At 47.0% G+C, this 20,617-nt stretch carries 32 protein-coding genes; 27 read left to right on the forward strand and 5 right to left on the reverse strand.

Annotated features, from left to right (window positions below; all coding sequences use genetic code 11):
• The first annotated feature begins 4 nt into the window (after positions 1-4).
• The 4 genes from ACPYIV_RS17850 (at position 5) to ACPYIV_RS17865 (ending at position 5,000) form a co-directional block, all read left to right on the forward strand.
• Complete coding sequence (locus ACPYIV_RS17850; protein WP_425884348.1) at positions 5-3,232, forward strand: UvrD-helicase domain-containing protein; 3,228 nt, start codon at positions 5-7, stop codon at positions 3,230-3,232.
• A gap of 72 nt (positions 3,233-3,304) precedes the next feature.
• Entirely contained in the window at positions 3,305-3,967 is a 663-nt protein-coding gene (locus ACPYIV_RS17855) for a phosphatidylserine decarboxylase family protein (protein ID WP_122298208.1), read from the forward strand.
• Between the two features lie 9 nt (positions 3,968-3,976).
• On the forward strand, positions 3,977-4,681 hold the full coding sequence (locus tag ACPYIV_RS17860) for a CDP-alcohol phosphatidyltransferase family protein (RefSeq protein WP_293731861.1): 705 nt from the start codon (positions 3,977-3,979) through the stop codon (positions 4,679-4,681).
• A 52-nt stretch (positions 4,682-4,733) separates the two neighbouring features.
• Positions 4,734-5,000, forward strand: a complete 267-nt coding sequence (locus ACPYIV_RS17865; RefSeq protein WP_293731860.1) for a DUF4834 family protein — start codon at positions 4,734-4,736, stop codon at positions 4,998-5,000.
• Between the two features lie 5 nt (positions 5,001-5,005).
• Here the strand turns inward: ACPYIV_RS17865 and ACPYIV_RS17870 are convergent, their stop codons facing one another.
• Both ACPYIV_RS17870 and ACPYIV_RS17875 read right to left on the reverse strand, forming a co-directional pair.
• Positions 5,006-5,449: a nucleoside deaminase gene (locus tag ACPYIV_RS17870; RefSeq protein ID WP_425884351.1), complete on the reverse strand. Its 444-nt coding sequence runs from the start codon at positions 5,447-5,449 to the stop codon at positions 5,006-5,008.
• Positions 5,446-5,673, reverse strand: coding sequence for a hypothetical protein (locus ACPYIV_RS17875; RefSeq protein ID WP_005644624.1), 228 nt, complete (start codon positions 5,671-5,673; stop codon positions 5,446-5,448). The genes ACPYIV_RS17870 and ACPYIV_RS17875 overlap by 4 nt, the downstream gene beginning before the upstream one ends.
• A gap of 70 nt (positions 5,674-5,743) precedes the next feature.
• Between ACPYIV_RS17875 and ACPYIV_RS17880 the strand changes: the two genes are divergently transcribed.
• Genes ACPYIV_RS17880 through ACPYIV_RS17890 form a run of 3 tightly spaced genes read left to right on the forward strand, consistent with a single transcriptional unit; the run spans position 5,744 to position 7,233 of the window.
• A complete protein-coding gene (locus ACPYIV_RS17880; protein WP_425884354.1) occupies positions 5,744-6,109 on the forward strand; it encodes a YraN family protein in 366 nt (121 codons plus the stop codon).
• Between the two features lie 19 nt (positions 6,110-6,128).
• On the forward strand, positions 6,129-6,485 hold the full coding sequence (locus ACPYIV_RS17885; protein WP_293731857.1) for an MmcQ/YjbR family DNA-binding protein: 357 nt from the start codon (positions 6,129-6,131) through the stop codon (positions 6,483-6,485).
• Positions 6,478-7,233 carry a biotin--[acetyl-CoA-carboxylase] ligase gene (locus ACPYIV_RS17890; RefSeq protein ID WP_293739396.1) on the forward strand — a complete coding sequence of 252 codons (756 nt, stop codon included), beginning with the start codon at positions 6,478-6,480 and terminating at the stop codon, positions 7,231-7,233. Before ACPYIV_RS17885 ends, ACPYIV_RS17890 begins: the two co-directional genes overlap by 8 nt.
• Here the strand turns inward: ACPYIV_RS17890 and ACPYIV_RS17895 are convergent.
• Together ACPYIV_RS17895 and ACPYIV_RS17900 are read right to left on the reverse strand one after the other, a co-directional pair.
• Positions 7,211-9,439 (reverse strand): GH92 family glycosyl hydrolase, encoded by a 2,229-nt coding sequence (locus tag ACPYIV_RS17895; protein WP_425884356.1) that lies wholly within the window; start codon positions 9,437-9,439, stop codon positions 7,211-7,213. The genes ACPYIV_RS17890 and ACPYIV_RS17895 overlap by 23 nt on opposite strands.
• 33 nt (positions 9,440-9,472) lie before the next feature.
• Entirely contained in the window at positions 9,473-9,682 is a 210-nt protein-coding gene (locus ACPYIV_RS17900) for a hypothetical protein (RefSeq protein ID WP_425884358.1), read from the reverse strand.
• A 152-nt stretch (positions 9,683-9,834) separates the two neighbouring features.
• Here ACPYIV_RS17900 and ACPYIV_RS17905 point away from each other — a divergent pair, with 152 nt between their 5' ends.
• Positions 9,835-10,404 (forward strand): RNA polymerase sigma-70 factor, encoded by a 570-nt coding sequence (locus ACPYIV_RS17905; protein ID WP_293731853.1) that lies wholly within the window; start codon positions 9,835-9,837, stop codon positions 10,402-10,404.
• A gap of 619 nt (positions 10,405-11,023) precedes the next feature.
• A complete protein-coding gene (locus ACPYIV_RS17910) occupies positions 11,024-11,236 on the forward strand; it encodes a hypothetical protein (RefSeq protein WP_425884360.1) in 213 nt (70 codons plus the stop codon).
• Between the two features lie 402 nt (positions 11,237-11,638).
• Here the strand turns inward: ACPYIV_RS17910 and ACPYIV_RS17915 are convergent, their stop codons facing one another.
• Positions 11,639-12,076, reverse strand: coding sequence for a helix-turn-helix domain-containing protein (locus ACPYIV_RS17915; protein ID WP_425884362.1), 438 nt, complete (start codon positions 12,074-12,076; stop codon positions 11,639-11,641).
• A 136-nt stretch (positions 12,077-12,212) separates the two neighbouring features.
• Between ACPYIV_RS17915 and ACPYIV_RS17920 the strand changes: the two genes are divergently transcribed.
• The 18 genes from ACPYIV_RS17920 to ACPYIV_RS18005 all read left to right on the forward strand — a co-directional run bounded on the left by ACPYIV_RS17920 (position 12,213) and on the right by ACPYIV_RS18005 (position 20,611).
• Positions 12,213-12,491: a hypothetical protein gene (locus ACPYIV_RS17920; protein WP_425884364.1), complete on the forward strand. Its 279-nt coding sequence runs from the start codon at positions 12,213-12,215 to the stop codon at positions 12,489-12,491.
• Positions 12,492-12,511: 20 nt separating this feature from the next.
• Positions 12,512-12,721 carry a hypothetical protein gene (locus ACPYIV_RS17925; protein ID WP_425884366.1) on the forward strand — a complete coding sequence of 70 codons (210 nt, stop codon included), beginning with the start codon at positions 12,512-12,514 and terminating at the stop codon, positions 12,719-12,721.
• Positions 12,722-12,725: 4 nt separating this feature from the next.
• Positions 12,726-12,926, forward strand: coding sequence for an ArsR family transcriptional regulator (locus ACPYIV_RS17930; protein WP_425884368.1), 201 nt, complete (start codon positions 12,726-12,728; stop codon positions 12,924-12,926).
• Positions 12,916-13,131, forward strand: a complete 216-nt coding sequence (locus ACPYIV_RS17935) for a hypothetical protein (RefSeq protein ID WP_425884370.1) — start codon at positions 12,916-12,918, stop codon at positions 13,129-13,131. Before ACPYIV_RS17930 ends, ACPYIV_RS17935 begins: the two co-directional genes overlap by 11 nt.
• A gap of 13 nt (positions 13,132-13,144) precedes the next feature.
• Positions 13,145-15,205, forward strand: coding sequence for a kinase (locus ACPYIV_RS17940; RefSeq protein ID WP_425884372.1), 2,061 nt, complete (start codon positions 13,145-13,147; stop codon positions 15,203-15,205).
• A 37-nt stretch (positions 15,206-15,242) separates the two neighbouring features.
• Positions 15,243-16,133, forward strand: a complete 891-nt coding sequence (locus ACPYIV_RS17945) for an AAA family ATPase (protein WP_425884374.1) — start codon at positions 15,243-15,245, stop codon at positions 16,131-16,133.
• A 16-nt stretch (positions 16,134-16,149) separates the two neighbouring features.
• Entirely contained in the window at positions 16,150-16,506 is a 357-nt protein-coding gene (locus tag ACPYIV_RS17950; protein WP_425884376.1) for a hypothetical protein, read from the forward strand.
• A gap of 5 nt (positions 16,507-16,511) precedes the next feature.
• Positions 16,512-17,126, forward strand: coding sequence for a hypothetical protein (locus tag ACPYIV_RS17955; RefSeq protein WP_425884378.1), 615 nt, complete (start codon positions 16,512-16,514; stop codon positions 17,124-17,126).
• Positions 17,127-17,144: 18 nt separating this feature from the next.
• Complete coding sequence (locus ACPYIV_RS17960; protein WP_425884380.1) at positions 17,145-17,381, forward strand: hypothetical protein; 237 nt, start codon at positions 17,145-17,147, stop codon at positions 17,379-17,381.
• A 51-nt stretch (positions 17,382-17,432) separates the two neighbouring features.
• Positions 17,433-17,720, forward strand: a complete 288-nt coding sequence (locus ACPYIV_RS17965) for a hypothetical protein (protein WP_425884382.1) — start codon at positions 17,433-17,435, stop codon at positions 17,718-17,720.
• Positions 17,721-17,744: 24 nt separating this feature from the next.
• Positions 17,745-18,257, forward strand: a complete 513-nt coding sequence (locus ACPYIV_RS17970; RefSeq protein ID WP_425884384.1) for a hypothetical protein — start codon at positions 17,745-17,747, stop codon at positions 18,255-18,257.
• A gap of 1 nt (position 18,258) precedes the next feature.
• Positions 18,259-18,555 (forward strand): hypothetical protein, encoded by a 297-nt coding sequence (locus ACPYIV_RS17975; RefSeq protein ID WP_425884386.1) that lies wholly within the window; start codon positions 18,259-18,261, stop codon positions 18,553-18,555.
• Positions 18,539-18,763, forward strand: a complete 225-nt coding sequence (locus tag ACPYIV_RS17980; protein ID WP_425884388.1) for a hypothetical protein — start codon at positions 18,539-18,541, stop codon at positions 18,761-18,763. Before ACPYIV_RS17975 ends, ACPYIV_RS17980 begins: the two co-directional genes overlap by 17 nt.
• Complete coding sequence (locus ACPYIV_RS17985; RefSeq protein WP_425884390.1) at positions 18,760-18,900, forward strand: hypothetical protein; 141 nt, start codon at positions 18,760-18,762, stop codon at positions 18,898-18,900. The genes ACPYIV_RS17980 and ACPYIV_RS17985 overlap by 4 nt, the downstream gene beginning before the upstream one ends.
• Positions 18,901-19,360: 460 nt before the next feature.
• A complete protein-coding gene (locus tag ACPYIV_RS17990; protein WP_425884392.1) occupies positions 19,361-19,804 on the forward strand; it encodes a hypothetical protein in 444 nt (147 codons plus the stop codon).
• Between the two features lie 2 nt (positions 19,805-19,806).
• Positions 19,807-20,097 (forward strand): hypothetical protein, encoded by a 291-nt coding sequence (locus ACPYIV_RS17995; RefSeq protein WP_425884394.1) that lies wholly within the window; start codon positions 19,807-19,809, stop codon positions 20,095-20,097.
• On the forward strand, positions 20,094-20,297 hold the full coding sequence (locus tag ACPYIV_RS18000) for a hypothetical protein (protein WP_425884396.1): 204 nt from the start codon (positions 20,094-20,096) through the stop codon (positions 20,295-20,297). The genes ACPYIV_RS17995 and ACPYIV_RS18000 overlap by 4 nt, the downstream gene beginning before the upstream one ends.
• Positions 20,298-20,356: 59 nt before the next feature.
• A complete protein-coding gene (locus ACPYIV_RS18005; protein ID WP_425884398.1) occupies positions 20,357-20,611 on the forward strand; it encodes a hypothetical protein in 255 nt (84 codons plus the stop codon).
• Positions 20,612-20,617: the final 6 nt, after the last annotated feature.

Genomic DNA, 20,617 nt, shown 5'->3' on the forward strand with positions numbered 1-20,617 from the left:
TCGTATGCTGACAATCTACAGAGCGTCGGCGGGAGCCGGGAAAACGCACAAGCTGACCGGTGAATATCTGACTTTGTTGTTTACGGGGCCGGGAGCCTTCCGCCGTATTCTTGCCGTGACCTTTACTAATAAGGCGACGGACGAGATGAAAACCCGTATTGTCGATGAATTGTATAACTTGGCTTCCGGCAGGAAATCGGATTATGTGGAATTGTTGAAGTCCACCTACTCGTTGACGGAGGTTCAGGTACGGAAGCAGGCGGCAAAAATACTGATCGATATCCTGCACGACTTTTCTGCTTTCAATATCAGTACGATCGACCGCTTTTTCCAGCAGACCATGCGTGCCTTTACACGTGAGATCGGTTTGCAGGGAGGCTATGGGATCGAAATGGATCAGGAGCTGGTGCTCACGACGGCAATCGACAACCTGCTGGCGGATCTCGAAAAGCCCGAAAGCAAAGACCTGTTGGGATGGCTGCTCCGGTTTGCGGAAGATAAGATAGAGAACGGAGGGGAATGGAATCTCCGTAAAGATATAATGGCCTTGAGCCGGGAGGTCTTCAAGGAAAGTTATAAGGCTTTCAGCGACGAGGTCGGCCGGGATATAGAAGACAAGAAAGCACTGGATGACTACAAGAACGATCTGTACGGCATTATCCGCTCCGTGGAAGCTGCAGCCAAAGAATTGGGTGAACGTGGTTTGGCGGTCTTGAACAGATACGGACTCAAAGTAACCGACTTCAAAGGAGGCAGCCGTTCGCCTCTGACTCTTCTCGAACGTTTGGCACAAGGGGAGATGAAGGAGCCGTCCGCTACTTTTGTCGGGCTGGCGGATAACCTGAACGGTTGTTTTACAAAAACGGTCGCTCTCGGTACGAGGCAAATTATCGGATGTGCTTTTGAGGATGGTTTGAATGATTGCATCAAAGGGATTGTTTCCCTGTTCGATAATCTGACAGCCTATAATACTGCCCGCGAAATTGTCCGCTATTATTATACGTTAGGTATCCTGACCGATGTGTCCCGCCAGATAGCCGCTTACCGGGAGGAGAAGAATGTGATGCTGATTGCCGACACGACGGAATTGCTCAATAAGGTGATCGGAGGCAGCGACGCTCCTTTTATCTACGAAAAGACCGGTACGCATGTCGACCATTATATGATTGACGAGTTTCAGGACACCAGCGGAATGCAATGGAACAACTTCCGTCCCCTGATCGAAGAAAGCCTCGCGCATAGCCGGGACAACCTGATCGTGGGAGATGTGAAACAAAGTATTTACCGTTTCCGTAACTCCGACTGGAAATTGTTGGACGAACAGGTCAGGTCCGATTTCTCCTCCGAAGAAGTACGAGAAGAAACGCTTAAGGATAACTGGCGTAGTTGCCGGAATATAGTTGAGTTCAACAACGCCCTTTTTACGACACTTCCGGGTGTTCTCCAGGCGTTATATAATGAGGCACTGTCCGTTTCTTCTCTCAACGAAGAACAGCGTGCGGCTTTTTTCACCAAGATCATGTCCGCTTATGATAAAAGTTTTCAACAGGTTCCTCCTCCTTTCAAACAGAAAGACGGGCATGTGCGGATCGAGTTTCTTTCCGGCGACGACGACAAAGATTGGAAGGAGGAAGCCCTGGAACGTTTGCCCGGCGTGTTGGAGAAGTTACAGGATAACGGATATGCACTAAAAGACATAGCGGTCCTTGTCCGCACCAACCAGGAAGGGGCGCAGGTAGCAGATACCTTGCTGACCTATAAGGAGGAACATCCTTCTGATCGCTACAATTACGATATTATCTCGGATGAGGCTCTGTTTGTCAGTGGTTCGAAGGCTGTCCGTTTCTTGGTTTCCCTGTTGCGCTACCTGAAGAATCCCGAAGACCGGACGAATGAGCAGATCGCTTTATACTCCTATCAGGTGTTGAAAGGGGTATTTGGCATCGAAGCTCCGGCTTTCCCGCCGGAAGTCGCCTCTGTCCTGCAAATTCTCTCCCGCCAGTCTCTCTATGAAACAACGGAAGGTCTGTTCCGTCTCTTTGCTGCTGATTTTCCCGAAAACGAACAGGTCTTTGTCCAGGCTTTTCTGGATATGGTGTCCGAATATACTCAGAAGGAGAGTGCCGATCTGAACCGTTTCCTGAGATGGTGGGACGAGACAGGTTGCCGTAAAACGATTGCCACGCCTGACGGACAGAATGCGATCCGCATCTTGACGGTCCATAAGTCGAAGGGGTTGGGTTTTAGGGTGGTGATTATGCCTTTCGGAGATTGGGAGATCGACCATAAGCCGTCAAAGCCGGTGATCCTCTGGTGTCATCCGGAAGAGAAACCGTTCGACCGCCTGCATCTTGTTCCCGTGCGCTACAACCAGTCGCTGGCAAAGACGATTTTTGCAGGTGATTATTTTAAGGAACGCTTGCATGCCTTTATTGATAACCTGAATACGCTATATGTCGCTTTTACCCGCTCGAAAGAAGAGTTGATCGTTTTCTCTCCGCGTCCGAAAAAGATCAAGGAAGGGACCGGCGATGTCGAAAAAATATCAACCTTGACCGACGCCTTGTGGGCCGGCTTGCGTACGGATATGCCCGATACTCGGGACGGTGAGAAACTGATCTCACTGCCTGCCGCTTTCGATACCGGAACAGGTGTTTTTGAACTGGGCGACTGGTGGCATTCGGCAGCAAAGGAAGAGAACAGTGAAATACAGGAGATCGGAATGGCGCGTCTTAGCTCCATCTCACCGGACGACCGCCTGCAATTACGCCTGCATGGCAAAGGTTATTTCTTCGATAATGCCCGCCGGAAACATGGCGCTTTGATGCACGAGGTATTGAGCCGTATCCGTACCCGAAAGGATATCCCGCAGTCGGTCGAACGATACCGTCAGGAAGGGGTGATCGACAGAGAGGAAGCGGCGGCGCTTGTCGTACGCCTCGAAGAGTTGTTGAACCTGCCGGGAGCCGCCTCTTGGTATGACGGTACGGCTCGTGTGTTGAACGAGGTCGATATCCTGTTCGGCAAAGGGTTGTCCAAGCGTCCGGACCGTGTGATGATCACCGGAAACAGTGTGGTCGTGGTCGACTATAAATTTGGGGAACGTGCCGACCAACGCTATCACAGCCAGGTAAGGAACTACCTGAAACTGATTCGGCAAATGGGCTATGACGAGGTTGAAGGTTTCCTTTGGTATGTTGAATTAAGCAAAATAGAAGCCGTGAAAGGGTGATATATTTTTGTTATTCGGTAAAAATGAATATTTTTGCAAATTCTTACGATAAATACTCGATTAGATTAAAGAATGAAAGTACATAAAGAAGGAACAGGTCTATTATTAACGCTTTTCACGATATTCTTTGTCGTGGACGTTGCGCTGTATCATACTGTCGGTAGAGGTTGGGTGTTCTATACCACGACTTTCGTTACCACAGTCCTGTTCTTGTTGGTACTTAACTTCTTCCGTAGCCCGTTCCGGCGTTTCCCGTTCGATTCGGAAGGATTGGTGATCGCCCCTGCCGACGGCACGATCGTGGCGATCGAGGAAGTGATGGAGAATGAGATTCTGCACAGGGAATGTTTGCAGATATCCATATTCATGTCCATTTTCAATGTGCATGCCAACTGGTTCCCGGTGAACGGGACTGTCAAGCACGTGTCACACCAGAAGGGACGTTTTATGGCTGCCTACCTGCCGAAGAGCAGCACGGAGAACGAGCGTTCGGCTGTCGTGATCACGACCCGCGGTGGCGTGGATGTGCTGGCTCGTCAGATCGCAGGAGCAATGGCACGGCGTATCGTGACTTATGCCAAAGTCGGCGATAAATGTCATGTGGATGAGCAGATGGGCTTCATCAAGTTCGGTTCGCGTGTAGATGTTTACCTGCCTGTCGGGACGGAAGTCCTGGTCGAAATGGATCAGAAGGTTACCGGTAACCAAACTCCGATAGCCCGTTTGGGAAAATAAGAGAAATAAATGAGCATCAAGAATAGTATACCTAATTTTGTTACCTGCTGCAGCCTGATGTCGGGTTGTATCGCTTGTATTATGGCGTTAAGAGGAAACTTGCCGATGGCGACCCTGTGGATTGTCATTGCGGCTGTTTTCGATTTTGGTGACGGTTTTGCCGCCCGCTCCCTGCACGCCTACTCTCCGATGGGAAAGGAACTGGATTCCCTTTCCGATATGGTAAGTTTCGGTGTCGCTCCCGGAATGATCGTTTATTGGCTGTTGGAGCAGGCATGCATGACGGCTCCTGTTTTGGGAGAGGCGGCTGGTTATGTCCCGTATATGGCTCTGGTGATACCGGTCTTTTCCGGATTGCGCCTTGCCAAATTCAATATCGATGAAAGGCAGACGACTTCTTTTATCGGTATGCCTGTCCCGGCCCATGCACTTTTTTGGGCGTCTATCGGGTATGCGTTCCATTCTGCCGTTCCGGTGGACAGTATCGGGTTTATTGCCGGAACGATAGTTGTGGCAATTTTGTTTTCGTCGTTGCTGGTGTCTGAAGTTCCGATGTTCTCTTTGAAAGTAAAGTCGTTGGCATGGAAAGGCAATGAGCTTCGCTATATTTTAGTAGCCGGGGCAGTGGTCTTTGTGGCTCTCTTTGGTGTTTTGGGCATTGCCGGAACAATCATTCTCTATATAACCTTGTCTTTTTTTAACAAAAGAAGATAAACAAGAATTCGTATCTTTGTGTTTGTGTAATGAACCAACTAAGTGACGGAATATGTTTAAGTTTTTGTTTGTTATGTTCTTCTTCTTTATCCTGTTAGTTTTTCTAATGGGATTCTCTATCTTGCGTACCTTTAAAAATATCCTGTTCGGAAGCGGAAGTAGTGGAAAGAAGGGTGAACAACGCCGTCAAACAAGCGGTTACTCTTCCAACACGCGCAGCAACAGTTCTGCACGCGAAGAATATGCCTCGCAGGCCTCCCGTAAAAAGATCTTTGCAAAAGATGAAGGGGAGTATGTGGATTATGAGGAAGTAAAATAGGTCTTTCAGCGCTTGCGCTGAAAGAAGTTGCGCATTTCTTCGGCGCATTCGTTTTCGAGGATTCCTTTTTTGACTATCGCTTTTGGATGTAAGGCTTTCGGTGCATATTGCTGGAAGCCTCTTTTTTCGTCTGCCGCCCCGTAGACGATCTTACTCAGTTGCGACCATCCGATCGCTCCGGCACACATCACACATGGTTCTACCGTCACGTAAAGGCTGCATCCGGTCAAGTATTTGGCTCCTAAGACGCTGACTGCCGCTGTTATCGCCAGCATCTCGGCATGGGCAGTCGGATCGTTCAGACGCTCCGTCTGGTTGTGGGCACGGGCTATGATCCGGTTGTTGCATACGATAACGGCGCCGACGGGAACTTCTCCCTCTTCGGCTGCTGCGCGGGCTTCTATCAGTGCCTGCTTCATGAAATATTCGTCGTTGAATGGATCGATCATCTTCTCATTTCGTTTTCATTGAAGAGGGTAGGATAGTCCTCTTCCAGGGTTTTAAGTATGTGGGACAGGATTGTCTCGCGGTACCAACGGGATTTGTTGATGATTTTATACCTGGCAAGATAACGTTCCACAGCCTTCTGCTCATCGTCGTTGAGCATGAAAGTGACCTTGTGCACGCGCGGGTGATTCGGCTGTGGAGATGAATATTTACGTTTCAGTGTCATAGTTTTGCAAATGTAAGGGGGAAAGCGCAAATAAAAAAGAAAAACATTATATTTGTGCAAATTACATGGAATGGCTAAATGGAACGAAACGGGAAAAGACGGTGAGTCGGTTGCACGTGCTTTTCTGGAAAAGCAGGGTTACAGGATTACTCATACAAACTGGCACTGGCATCATTATGAGCTGGATATCGTAGCAGTCAAGGATACCTGGTTGGTAGTCGTAGAGGTGAAAACACGTTCGGAAGATTACCTTTTAGCGCCTGAAGAGGCGGTCGATACTCCTAAAATCCGTCGTATTGTGGCGGCTGCCGATGCGTATGTCCGCTTTTTCAATCTCGAACTGCCGGTCCGTTTCGATATTATAACTGTAATAAAAAAAGGAGAGGGGCTTGAAATAGATCATATAGAAGATGCTTTCTATGCTCCTTGCCGCTAATAAACCAATATAGAGCAGTATGAATGTAGAAGAAGCCCGGGAATATTGCCTGTCGCTGAAGAATGTGACGGAATGTTTCCCTTTCGATGATGTTTCGCTGGTGTTCAAAGTGGAGGGGAAGATGTTCCTGCTCCTGCCTTTAGATGCTGTGGAGCCGTGTGTTTCGCTGAAATGCAGTACCGATTATATCGAGGAGCTGCGCGAACGATATACGGCCGTGGAAGGCGCTTATCATTTTAATAAGAAATACTGGAACACCATCTATCTCGGCCGGGATATGCCGGACAACGAGATCAAGCACTGGATTCATCATTCTTATCGCGAAGTGATCGCCAAGTTGCCGAAGAAAATAAGAGAAGCCTACGAAAATGAATAAGGAAAACGAAACGCCGCAGATCATCCGGCTTGCCGAGACGAACTCGACCAATAACTACCTGCGGGAACAATGTGCAAAAGTCCGGTTGCCGGAAGGTAGCCTCGTCATAGCCGATTTTCAGACAGCCGGAAAAGGGCAGGTCGGAAACTCGTGGGAGTCGGAAGCAGGGAAAAATCTGACATTCAGCTTGCTTTTATATCCCGATTTTCTCCCTGCGAACCGCCAGTTCCTGATCTCCCAGATTGCGTCCCTGAGTGTGAAGGAAACGTTGGAGGCTTATACGGATTCCGTTACGGTGAAATGGCCGAACGATATCTACTGGAAAGACCGTAAGATATGCGGAATGCTGATCGAAAACGATCTGTCCGGACAGCACCTCTATTGTTCGGTAATCGGAATCGGACTTAATATCAACCAGACGATCTTTCGCAGCGATGCCCCTAATCCGGTCTCCCTGACTCAGATTACGGGCAAAATGTATGACCGGGAAGAAGTCCTGGCCCGTTTTCTGCGCATCTTCTTTAACTACTATTTCCTATTATTACAGGAGAAAGAGGAAGAAATCCGTGCTGCTTATATGGCTGCCTTATATCATGGGGACGGCTATTATTCCTATACCGATGAAAACGGCCGGTTCGAAGCCTGTATCCACGCAATCGAACCGACCGGCCATCTGATCCTCCAATTGCATGATGGGGAACAGAGAAGATATGCCTTTAAGGAGGTTACAACCGTTGTCCCCCGGTAGGCCTTCCCGGTTGGTCTGTCATCGTGAACACCAGGTTTCCGCCTTTCATGACATCCTTATGGCTGATTGTAAGACCGGTAACCGGCTTGCCGTTCAGTTCCACTGATTGGACGTATTTGTTGGCTTTGGACAAACCTTTGGTTTCGACAGTGAATGTTTTGCCTTCGGGGAGAGACAGAGAAATCTTTTCTATCTGAGGAGCGCCTAACACATATTCCCCGCTGATCGGGTTGACCGGATAGAAGCCCATAGCCGAGAAGATATACCAGGCGGACATTTGGCCGCAATCGTCGTTACCGCACAGACCGTCAGGCTTGGCCAGGTAGAAGCGGTCGAAGATTTCGCGGATCACCTGCTGCGTCTTTTCCGGGTGGCCGGCATAGCTGTAAAGGTAAGCTACGTGATGGCTGGGTTCGTTGCCGTGTGCATATTGTCCGATCAGTCCGGTTACGTCGGAAACGAAACCCGAATTTTCGGCTGTGCTTTCTAAGAAGAACAGAGAGTCCAGCTTGGTCACGAACGCCTCGTTGCCGCCCATCAGGTCGATCAAACCCTGGACATCGTGCTGTACGTGCCAGGTGTATTGCCAGGAATTTCCTTCCGTGAAATCGCCACCCGAAGAGCTGGCGTGCGAAAGCAGGAAGGAATTGAACGGTGTGCGCCAGTTGCCTTTGGAGTCTTTCCCTCTCATCAGCTTGAGTTCCGGGTCGAAGAGATTCTTATAGAATGCGGCACGTTTGGAGAAATGTTCGTAATCATCTGTCTTGCCCAATGCTTTTGCCATCTGTGCCACACAATAGTCGTCGTAAGCACATTCCAAAGTCTTGGAAACCGATTCGGTGTCGATGATGTCGAACGGGAAGTAACCATATTTCTCGAATGTTTCCCAGTCGGAATTGAAATGGCTGACGGTGGCGCTCGCCTTGACTGCCTGGTAAGCCTCTTCCGCATCGAACCCTTTGAATCCTTTCAGGTAAGCATCCACGATCACCGGAATGGCATGATTGCCGATCATGCAGAAGTTCTCTTTTCCCCACAAAGCCCAGATCGGCAGGAAACCTTGTATCTTCTGGTGGTCCAGCATCGTCCGGATCATGGCGTCTACCTTATCTGCATTCAGGATCGTGTATAGCGGATGAGCGGCACGATAAGTATCCCAAAGGGAGAATGTAGAATAGTATTCGCCTGTCGGAGACGTATGAATATTGTCGTCGATGCCGCGATACCGTCCGTCGGTGTCGGCAATATTGTTCGGTTGCATCATCAGGTGATACATGGAGGTGTAGAAACTCGTCTTTTCATCCGTCGTACCTGTGACTTGCGCGCGGGAAAGGAGTGCCTGCCACTGGTCGCGTGTGGACTGGTGGACCGCATCGAAATCCCATGCCGGATTTTCTTTTTGCAGGGAAGCGAGAGCACCGTCGACACTTACGCTCGACATGGCGACTTTCACCTGTACGGCTTCACCCGGTTTCGTGTCGAATTCGAGGATGAGACGTTTCGCCTTTTCCCCTTTCTCTGCCGGAAGTTCTTCTCTGACCGTATAAGGATGGTCGAATTTGATTACATAAAAGTAATGGCGCGTCACCCAGGCGTGCGTCTGGTTATGTCCGGTGATCGTCTGGTTGTCCGGCATTTCGAGTCCGGCTTCTAAGACATGCGTCTTCAGTGCTTCCTTACTGCCGACCATGCCGCGTTGCAGGTCGACCAGCAGGCGTGCCGGTCCTTCGTTGTTGAATTTATAGCGATGAAGGGCTGTGTGGGCGGTAGCCGTAATCTCAGCATCGACACCATAGTCGGACAAGGTGACCGCATAATAACCCGGCGATGCCTTCTGGGTGGATTTGTCGTATTCGCTTTTATAAGTATTGTCTTTGATATCGCCGCTGAACGGGAACAACAGGATGTCGCCCAAGTCCGGGCAACCCGTTCCGTTCAAATGCGTCTGGGCGAAACCTTCGATAAAGTTATCATCGTAATTATATCCCGAACAGTATCTCCAGGAGCCGACTCCGGATTCGGGGCTTGCCTGTATCAGGCCGAACGGTGCACAAGCTCCCGGGAACGTATGTCCGTTGTCCGCATTTCCGATAAAGGGATTAACATACTGGCAATAGTCTTCCTCGACATTGTCTTTTACCTGAGGTGCAGGGCTGCACGCACTGACCATCCCTAACAGGGACAGTCCGATCACAAGGTCTTTCATGAATTAGAATTTTATATTTGCAATTAAACTTCGTTACTTCTTTTTCCCGTTTTTCATCTTGTCCCGAATCTTCAACCGTTTGATCTGCAGGAAACGTAGCAGGCCGATAACAAGTACTGTCGCTGCAATCACACCGAAGTACTGTACATAATCAGGATCGGCCTGCTTTCCCGGCCAGCCGATTATGCTCATAACGATCAGGTAAATCAATAGAACTGCGGTTGTTATGTTTACTTTCTTCATCGGATTTTCGTATTTAAATGCAAACTTAGAGAAAAAATATGATTTATGTTTGTCTTTGTTTCTATTTAACGGATAAATGCCGGAAAATCCCACTGGAAAGGCGGACAAGTCGGATTTATGTATATCTTTATCGGCGATTTGATTTTATATGTATGAAAGGCGGATCTGAGATATATTCTTTTAATCAGTTGTTTACTGACTATAAAAGTCGTTTTGTCCATTTTGCCAATACGTATGTCGGCGACAGTATGATTGCGGAAGATATTGCGATCGAAAGCCTGATGTATTATTGGGAAAATAGAGGAAAACTTGCTCCCGGCTCGAATGTCCCCGCTTATATCCTGACAGTCATTAAACATAAGTGTCTGAATTACCTGCAACGCTTGCGTACGCGAGAGGAAATAGTGGAATATCTGAGGGACTGTGACACGTGGGAACTGAACTTGCGTATCGCCACCCTGGAAGCCTGCAATCCCGAAAAACTGTTTTCCGACGAGTTACAGGCGCTTGTCGACAAGGCGTTGGAAACATTGCCTGAACAGACGCGCGATATCTTTGTCCGCAGCCGTTACAACAACCAAAGCCACAAAGAGATCGCGGAAGCCCTGGGAGTTTCTACTAAAACAGTGGAGTTTCATATCACCAAAGCTTTGAAAGTCTTACGCATCGCCTTAAAGGATTATTTCCCTTTACTGGCATTCTTTCCGAAATTCTTCTGCTGACGGTTGCCTGTCGACAATTGTCGGCAAGCCTGCTCACAATTGTCGGCAGGTTTGCCGACAGTTGTCAACAAGCCTGCTGACGGTTGTCGACAGGCGATTACCCGCCGGGAAAATTCCGAAACCCGGCGGGTAAACCGGAATACTTGGCGGGATAATTCCAAATACCCGGCGTCCGGCCGGAATTATCTGTAAGGGGGGAAAAACGAAACGTGTAAAAACTGGATTGAACAAAAAATACCTGATTGCTTTGTGAATAAGCACGTTATGTCAGAATAGAAGAGAGCCGGCAACAAAAACGAAACGCGACATTTACTTTACATCTGCCTTACATTCGAGGCGCGTTTGAACGCCGTTCAAATGGAAAACCTTACATTGAGGTTCGGATCGCGTCAGATTCCGACTGTTTCAGACGATTTTTATAGAGGATTTAAGTCTGATCGGCTTCCACATACAAATATACTCAGATTGATCGAGCAAAGCAAGGCTTGTTAAGGAAAGCCCTTCGGACGCGGCAGTTTCGATCGGTTTTGTTTCGGTCGGTTTACCATTTTTATTTTATTGAAATATTCCATATAGTTATTATTTGGTATATTTGCAAATGAAATAATACGAAATAGATATGACGAAAGTGATCCATGTACATTTGCTTTACTCAAAGAAAAATTATTACTTCGGTAGTATTTCGGCCATATTTGATACCCTGACAGAGGAAGAGGTCGGTATCACTAAAAGCCGGTTGCTGCATTCCGGTTTGAGCGATGGCAGTAGTAAAATAACGAAACGAGCGCTGATAATTCAGTCTCACCTGATACGAAGTACCAACAAGGGATAAACCGCTTTAAATCGAACGTTTAAGCCGCTTTCTGCGGCTTTTTTTGTATCTACTGGTTTCTTCGTGGATGCGGAGGACTTGTTTGAATCATTTGAACAGGTTGAAGAGTCGAAAAATGAGAAAGGTGTTACACTTGGTGTTACATTTGGTGTTACAAAAAACGGGGTGCAAAAACGAAACGTGTCAGTTTGGTGTTACATTTGGTGTTACAAAATATATCGATTTTTTATATGATTGATATGTGTATGATGTCTTTTGAACGGTCATTTTTATCGTTTTTGATATTATTGAATAGGGGAAGTTGTATTTTTCAGATATTTATTCACTCCCCTATATTTTAAGTTATTTTTCTGTCTGTTAGCTATTTGCCGTTTTTAGAGCAGGTAGTCCACCAAACACGTTTTAACCTACACTGGCAATAGTGGAACCGTTCGCAGCCGATACAGTATCCCCCAATTCCCTTCTAAGTTGCGTAATCGTTTGTTCTAACTTCCCTATTTCTTTTGCTTGTTCTTGAATCACAGAATCTTTCTGAGAGATTAAATTTGTCATACTTTCTATCAATATTTGTACAGAAGAACCTTCCGGGCTATTAGGTGTATATGTGATTGCTTTTATATCAGAATTAGATAATAAATCAAATTGGTTTATATTGTAAGCTTCGATAAATTTATCAAGGAATTGGTCTGTTAGATTTCTACTTCCATTCATTAATGAGTTTAAATACTGGGGGAGTATATCTAAATCTCTGGAAATATCAGCTTTAGACATACCCTTTGTCTGTAGATTGTCTATCTCATTTTTAAACCACCTGCTTTTCAAAATTGAAATTTTCTCCATATAGCCTAAAAAGATTTATATTTTGTTTGAATGTAAACCAAAATGATTTATATTTGCAGCGTATTCACAATGTGAACACGCCTCAAAGCTACGAAAAAGGCCTGAGGTAACAATGAGAACTAAAAAATTTGAGTATATGAAAGTAAATCGTAAGGCCGGAACTCGTAATAGTTGGCAAGAAATGGACATCGAGAGCCGTCAAGCTGTGTATTTAGCAGAGCGACTGGTAGAAGGCAAGCGCGGCGTGGTGATTGGAAAAGAACGTGTCAGCGACTGCACATTAGAGATACGTTACGGTCATAATCTTTATGGCACCGAAATATATATCGCGGATCGTGACAGCTTACAGGTGGCGTTTTATTCGAATGGCTACTTCTATGATACTATTTCAAAACAACAGGTGGAATTATTCTAATATTCAAACAGTATAGATGTATGAAAGCAATCAAGGTGACAGTAGATTTAAGAGAATGGAGTAAGATCGGTGATTTTCTTCGGGATGTCTCGGATGAAAACATTTTCACCTACCAGGTAGACAGCACATCTTTTCTGGCTGTGACCGAAAACGAATACGGCATGGCTTTCTTGCGGTCCCTACTGGAAGTCTGGTTTGAAGAAGAACTGATAATAAACGAATTAAAATAGAAGCATGGAAGAAAGGATAATCGTAGCACGTGGAAATGTCAGCCGGATTGCCCAGCTGAAAAATTGTAGCCGTGAAATGGTGAGCCACTCTTTGGCATTTCGGAAGAACACCCGTCTGGCCCGTTCGATCCGGAAGCTGGCTCTCGAACTTGGCGGCATCAAAGTCGGTGGAACGGATAAGGAGGAAACAAGCAATGAAAAATGAATGTCAGAAACTGTTTGAACCGGAGCTCCGATGGCTGAAAGGCTTGAATAAGGAGCAACGCTTGTATGTGGCTTATTTCTTGCTGAGCTTCATCCTTTTGTTCGCCATAACAGAAAGCGTAGGGTTAATGTTCGCTATTGTGGCGAATTTTGCCAACTCAGCCCGCCTGTTAAAACGAGTACCCTTAGATGGTTTAGATGATTAAAAATGGAGGGAAGATGGACTATTTCAAGAAGATATTATGCGTAACCTATGAGGAACTGACAGCAGGAAATGATCCAGTTATAAAACCAGTTACTCTACGATTGAATGTTACCCGCGGTAACATTCAGCGTATTAATCGTGGCGGTGGCGAAGGCAACCGCGCCTTGTACGCTTATTCCTCCCTTCCCGTCAAGTACCAACAACGCTATGTCGCCAAATACGGCGAGCCTGAAGAAATCATGAAACGCGAGATATTGAGAAGCAAAGTCCGCAAGGACGAGAAAGCGGAAACCTTTTTCGAAGATTACCGTTACGACAAGAACGGTGAAGATGTATCGCTTCCGGAGGAGACGAAGGCGGAATATATCTGGAATGCCTCAGTGCTGAACACGCTGATCGGTGACATTAACCGCCTCCGTCCCCGCCGTAACGCGCTCGGCATGTCCGGAGACTTTTGGGAAATCATCCGGCAGGAAAGCGAGGACCTGCGTACGGAGTATAATCATACGCTTCCCGGCAGTGTCGGCCGTTTGAAGGAACTGATCTCAAAATATAAGCCGGACCGTTATGAGGTCCTTATCAGCGGCAAGTACGGTAACCGCAACACGCTGAAGATCGAGGAAGAACCCGGACGTTACCTGATCTCTCTCAGACGCAGCCAGATGCCGAAATACACGGTAAGTCAGATATTCGAAGAGTATAACCGTACCGCTCCGGCAAAAGGCTGGAAACCGCTCAAAAGCGAACGCGGTCTGAAAGGCTGGTTCGAATCTCCGCGTATCAAACCCCTGTGGCACGATGCCGTATTCGGTGAGATGAAAACGCACCAGCTTTACGACCGCAAGCATCACACGCTCCTTCCCGAGCGCCGGGACACCCTATGGTACGGTGACGGTACGAAGCTGAACCTGTATTACCGTGACGAGAAAGGGAACAAATGCACGACAAGCGTGTACGAGGTGGTGGACGCTTACAGCGAGGTCCTGCTGGGCTATTATATCAGTGACCATGAGGACTATATCGCCCAGTACCACGCTTTCCGTATGGCGATCCAGCGCAGCGGACACAAGCCTTACGAGTTGGTATGCGACAACCAGGGAGGACACAAGAAAAATACGGCCCGGGGCTTTTTCTCGAAGATCAGCCGGATCCACCGCCCTACGGCTCCTTACAACGGCGCGTCGAAGACAATCGAAAATATCTTCTACCGGTTCCAGGCGCAGGTTCTTTATAAACGGTTAGGCTTCACCGGGCAGAATGTGACGGCCAAAAAGGAAACGAGCCGCCCGAACCTGGAGTTCATTGATGCGAACATCGCTTCACTTCCGACACTGGAGGAACTACATGAGATATACGCTGCCGCCCGTGAAGAATGGAACGAGATGGAACACCCGGCTTCCGGCAAGCCACGGATCGAGATGTACGAAAGCAGCGTAAACGAAGAGACGGATCCGGTCAGTGTTCGTGACATGGTCGATATGTTCTGGTATGTGACTGAAGAACCTTCGACGTTTACGGCCAGCGGTATCGAGATCACCATCCGGAAACGGAAATACGCCTATGAGGTATTCTCCGCCCCCGGTGAGCCGGATCTGGAATGGCGCCGAAAGAATACTTACAAGAAGTTCTATGTGCAGTATGACCCGTACGATATGACGAGCGTCCGCCTGCTTTGGAAAGACAAGGGCGGTGCGATGCGCTTCGAACGTGTGGCAAAACCGCCGATCCGCATCCATCGTGCTCAGCAGGAGCAGACAGAAGAGGAAAAGCTGTTTATCCGCCGCCAGCAGGAAGCCATCGTAAACGAGCGCATCGAACGCCAGGTTGCAGCCAAAGAGATCGAATACGAGTACGGTGTGGCTCCCGAACAGCACGGTCTCGTCAGCCCGAACCTGAAAGGTCTCACAAAAGAAGCCCAGGAACAGATCGACCGCCGTACCGGAAAATACAGCCATCCAAAGAACCGCACGATACGTGTTTCGCTTGGTCGGGATACAAAAGAGCTGAGTAACGTAACCTGGGATCAGATCGGACGTAAGGAGGTGACAACAAGAAAAGTGGTCGGCAAACTATAAAATATTAATAGATAAAAGTTTAAATAAGAAAAGAATCATGGAAGTAACATTGAAAGAAAAAGAATCGATCCGGGAGGGCCTGAAGGCGTACGTTTCGAAATACCCGAGCCAGACGAAAGCGGTCGGCAGCCTGAAGGGGATCAGTGCCGGAACGGTGAGCAACATCCTGAACGGCCGTTTCGAGAATATCAGCGACGAAATGTTCCGCAATGTGGCCTCACAGATTGGAGGTATAGGTACGTCCGGATGGCAGATCGTCGAGACCGGAGCCTACCAGGAGATCACGGAGGTATTGAAAGACGCCCAGACGTGGCGCAACGTCACCTGGGTGGTCGGCGAGGCCGGATCCGGAAAAAGCACGACGGCGAACATGTACCGCCAGGAAAAGAAAGAGGTGTTCTATATCCTTTGCTCCGAGGACATGAAGAAAGGCGACTTCGTGCGCGAGATCGCCCGTACGGTCGGCATCCGTAGCGAAGGTTACAACATCCGCGAAACATGGAGCCTGATCCTGGACGATATCATCCAGATGGATGCCCCGCTTTTGATCTTCGACGAGGCCGACAAACTGACCGAACCGGTATTCCACTACTTCATCAGCCTGTACAACAAGTTAGAGGAAAAATGCGGTATAGTGTTCCTTTCAACGGACTATATCACCAAACGTATCACAAACGGTCTGAGGTTCCGTAAACCCGGTTATAAGGAATTTTACAGTCGTATCGGTCGGAAATTTTACTGCTTGGAACCGGCGGACGCGAATGACGTGTACGTGATCTGTACGGCAAACGGCGTGACGGCAAAAAAGGATATCGACACGGTGATCAAGGAAGCGGCAGCCGTAGACTTTGACCTTCGCCGCGTAAAGAAGTCGATCCACAAGGTAAAACGCATCGGAGGAATAGAGAACCGTTCAAACGCTGTTTGAACACTATTTAAAGGATATGGAAAACAAGTTCGAACATTTAAGGATAGACTGCCGGAAAGAGTTACCCGGGGACTGGAGGGATTACCAGACCCTTTCGGATTACGAGGTGGTCCCTATTTACCGTGAAGGTCCTTATATCATGGATGCCTTGATCGGCAGGCAGGACGGTCGGTGGGTAGCCGGCATACGGTTCAAAAGCGGCATATCGGGACATTCTTTTAATCCCGGGCGTAAATGGGGCGAGTTCGCTTCGCGGAATAATGCGCTGCTTTGGGTACTTGGCTGGATGTTGACCCGTGAAGAGGTTACCGGTGCCGCCCGTCATGCTGTATTGGTAAGAATAAACGATATCCGTCAGTTAAGACTTTTTTGACCGGTATGAAACGAGCGATAAGCGTCCGGGATATCCTGGACAAGAAATATGAGACTTTCCCCTTTGAGGGAAAATGGCGTGATGCTTTCGATACACCGGAGCGTCAGGGTGTATGGTTCATCTGGGGTAACAGTGGCAACGGCAAGACATCATTCGTGATGCAGCTTTGCAAGGAACTTTGCCGGTACGACCGTGTAGCGTTCAACTCTCTGGAAGAAGGAACCTGTCTGACGGTACAGAACAACCTGAAACGTTTTGGTATGGCAGAGGTAAGCCGCCGGTTGTCGTTCATAAAAGAAGATATCCCGGCTCTGAAGGAACGGCTCCGTCGGCATAAAAGTTTCAATATCGTGGTGATCGACAGCATCCAGTACACACAGATGACCTACAAGGATTATATCCGGCTGAAGGAGGAGTTTTCCGACAAGCTTTTCATCTTTATCAGCCATGCCCGTGGAAAGAATCCGAAAGGTGATGCCGCCACAAGCGTGATGTATGATGCCGATCTGAAGATCTGGGTGGAAGGCTACGTGGCATACAGCAAAGGTCGTTACCGTGGTGATACCGGACAGTACACGATCTGGGAACTGGGAGCCTCAGAAGCTGGTTTGATAAAATAATTTGACAAGCATTAGTATATGAGCGAAATAGGAAAAATATTGACGATATGTCCCCCTAAATACCTGGGTGGCAGAACCGATAAGGAATCGTTCGTAAGTACCGGTCACAAGTGTCCCTGTTGTGCCGGTAACGGTTGGCATTGGGGGATGGATGAGAGGGGGCACGACCGGGAAAAAGCGACCTGTAACGTATGCGGTGGCAGCGGTGAGCTGACTGCGATCGTGAACGTGGAATGGAAACCATCTGAGCGATAAAAATAATGATAACATACAGTATACAAGATTATTAATTAAAAAAGAAAGAAAATGAAAACAGAAGAGAAGAAAGCAGCATTGTTTGAATTACAACAGATTGCAAAGAAATACTCGGAGGAAAACGGTATAGACATTTTCATGATAGGAGCAATCAGTGAAAAGACAGCTTCGGGAGATATCGAACAGGATTGCTGCATGTTCATAAATGGAACTCCCCGGCATATAATTGGAGGGTTGACCGGAGTTATCCGTGATAGTCCGAAAGTCGGTATGATTTTAGCTACTTCTTTAGCGGAAGCAGGTGTCAAAATTATCAGTTTTGATTTGTCCAAAAATTAGAATAACAATAATGAGTTTCAGATCATGGAAGAAATAAGAAAAAAACTAAGCGAAAAAGATCTTGACATCTTGCGTCAGGCAGTAACCGATAAAGGAGATATTCTCCTGGATGCTGACGACTACCATTACGGGGAGTTCGTGATCCCTTGCTGGGTAAAGATGTTTAATACCCCGGTAGAGCATCAGGTTTGCCGGGTGGTCCAGATCCGGAAAGAGATCGGCCAGTTCGGTTCCGATATGTTCTTTGTCCGTCATGCAGACGGTAGTCTTACGACATGGGAGAACCAGATGTTCCATAAGGTAAAGCCGGAATACATTCAGGAGATTGAGACGATCTACAACCTTCACGATGCGATTGAGATAGACGATGACGAACCCGGAAAGAGCATCGGTTACAACTACCAGGGTAATGAGGAATATATTACAGGGTTTATCATTCCATCGCCTTATCCGGCGGATCATGTAACCCCCATGAAGAGAGTAAAGGCCGGTATCCGGCAGCGAATTGAAAGTATTATGAACCAATCAAACGATTGATATGAAAAGTAAATTGTACATGGGGCTCGTAACGGTAAAAGCCAAGGCCCCGAAATATTATCGTCCGTCGGTAATGACATTTAAATTCGGTGTATTACTTGATAGCAAAGGCGATAAACTTTTGGAGAAAATCAAAGCGGATTACATAGGATACGTCAAGAACCAGTTAGAGATTCAGAATCCGACAATCAGCCTGGAATACAAAGCTGATATCACCTTGACCCCGATATCCGGTTTTTCAGTGGATTACTATCAAATATCACAATCAAAAGTAAAAGACGATGGCAAACATATTTAAACGTTTTGAAGGACTTACGGTCCGGGTGCAGATCATAAACGGTATGGGACTCCCTATCGATCACCAAGGAGTGGTCGAGGTGGAAGAAGGCTGGGCGTTCCTTTATACGGGTAAGGGTGATGATAAAAAATATAAAGTAGCGATCAATACGAATAAGAATAACGTCGTGTCGGTCGAGGTGATGGATCATAGAGGGTTCGAAATATGAAACGGTCGATAATAACCTGCCAGGTATATTGCGACCTGGATCCGGCTCCTCTACGAGTCACAGAGATCTATGTTTTCGGTATTTTGGTATTCAGACGGAAGAACTACGTCAAAGGCCGCTACCATACTAAAAACTAATTAAAGAAAGGAGTCAAAATGATAACGATAACACTTACGGTTGAGACAAACGAAAATAATTATGTAACCGGTTCCACGGTAGAATACCGTTTGTTCGGTATTCTACTCTGTCGGAAAAAGTATGTATATCCACCTGAGGGTTATTATGGTGAATATATCACAACTTGATGTCAAATTGTCTCATGTTTTTTCTGATTTCGTCGCATTCTTTGTTGAATTGTTTGATAAGAATTGCATCGGAATGGCTACATATCCGTCCTTTCTGTCTGTCCTGAATTTCAGTCAGCTTTTTGTACAGGAGATACTGTTGAATCATGAGACGTTCAAAATCGCGATCATTAATCATAATGAAATTGAGTTTAGTTAGATGAATATTCGATTGTCGCTACAAAAGTAGCAAACCTATCCCGGTCCGTGACGGATAGGGATAGGATATTTTAAAATATAGGAGGAAATAGAGATGAAGATAATACAAATGATCCCCAAACGTGGAATCGCAAAGCCGGAGAGTTACTCATCGTTCTACGGCCTTTTGAGGCTTCTTCCCGGCAGTGATAAAGATGCCCTGAAGGAGGAGATCGTCTATCAGTTCACAGGCGGCAGGACACACAGTCTCCGTGAAATGTCACTGTCGGAATATAACGATGCCGTCAGTGCGATGGAAAAGTTGATCCCCCCCAGCACAGAACAGGAAGCGATGAAACAACTGAAGAAAAGACGTTCCGATGTGCTTCATCAAATGCAACTGTTGGGAGTCGATACGGCCGATTGGAAGAAAGTGGATGCCTTCTGCCGGGATCGTCGGATCGCGGGAAAGTGTTTCCGCCATTTGGACGACGAAGAATTATCTCAGCTTTTAAAAAAGCTCCGTGCGATCCGCCGGAAAAAAGAAGGAGAGGAATAACGATGGCACGATATATCCCCCTTCAGGACAAGCTGGACGAGATCAAGGAACAAGGCGTAAAACTCCGCCGGAGGTTGGACTATCTCAGCGGCGAACGGGATTTCCTTTGCGATATGCTGCTTACCCGACCGACCAAGGACATGGAGGCACAACGCCGCCTGCTTCAGGAATGGAATGAGGAGATCGCCCATTTGGAGCGTTCGATTGACTATCTAAGGAACGAATATTCAAGACTGAAAGATCGGCAAAGTAATCAACTTAAAAACAACAAAAAACAGATCAAAAAGCCATGAATGCAAAAGATCAGAAAAAATTATGCGAAGCCGGCTATTATATATTGCGCCGGAGCGATTATCCCCAGCCGCATATAAAATTTAAAAGCGATGCTAATCCGGACAGTTGGAGAAGATATGGAGATAATTATCCTTCTAAAGCGGAAAGAGACAGAAGTATGAATCGGTTATTGAAGGATAATAAAATAATAGAGGATTAAGATATGATGACATTAAATAAAGGACGTAAAATGTCAAACGAAAGAGAATAATCAAAAGTATGAAATCCCATAGAGCCAGGGCATTAGTCAAAGAAATGGAGAAAGACTATAACGCCCACAATAAGATGATAAACTCGACGGTGGCCCACCAAGCGGTACAGGTTGCAGAAAAAGAGTTGACAGAGAAAGCAATCGAGGCATACAAACAATGCTGCCAGTATTATGTAAATGGTGATTGCGAGTATGGGGAGATTTCTTCTCCTTGTAAAATGAAATGTTTAACATGTGCTCAATTTATAAAGCACTTAAAATAATTATAG

The organism is Parabacteroides vesiculifaciens (assembly GCF_049860805.1).
Taxonomy (GTDB): Bacteria; Bacteroidota; Bacteroidia; order Bacteroidales; family Tannerellaceae; genus Parabacteroides.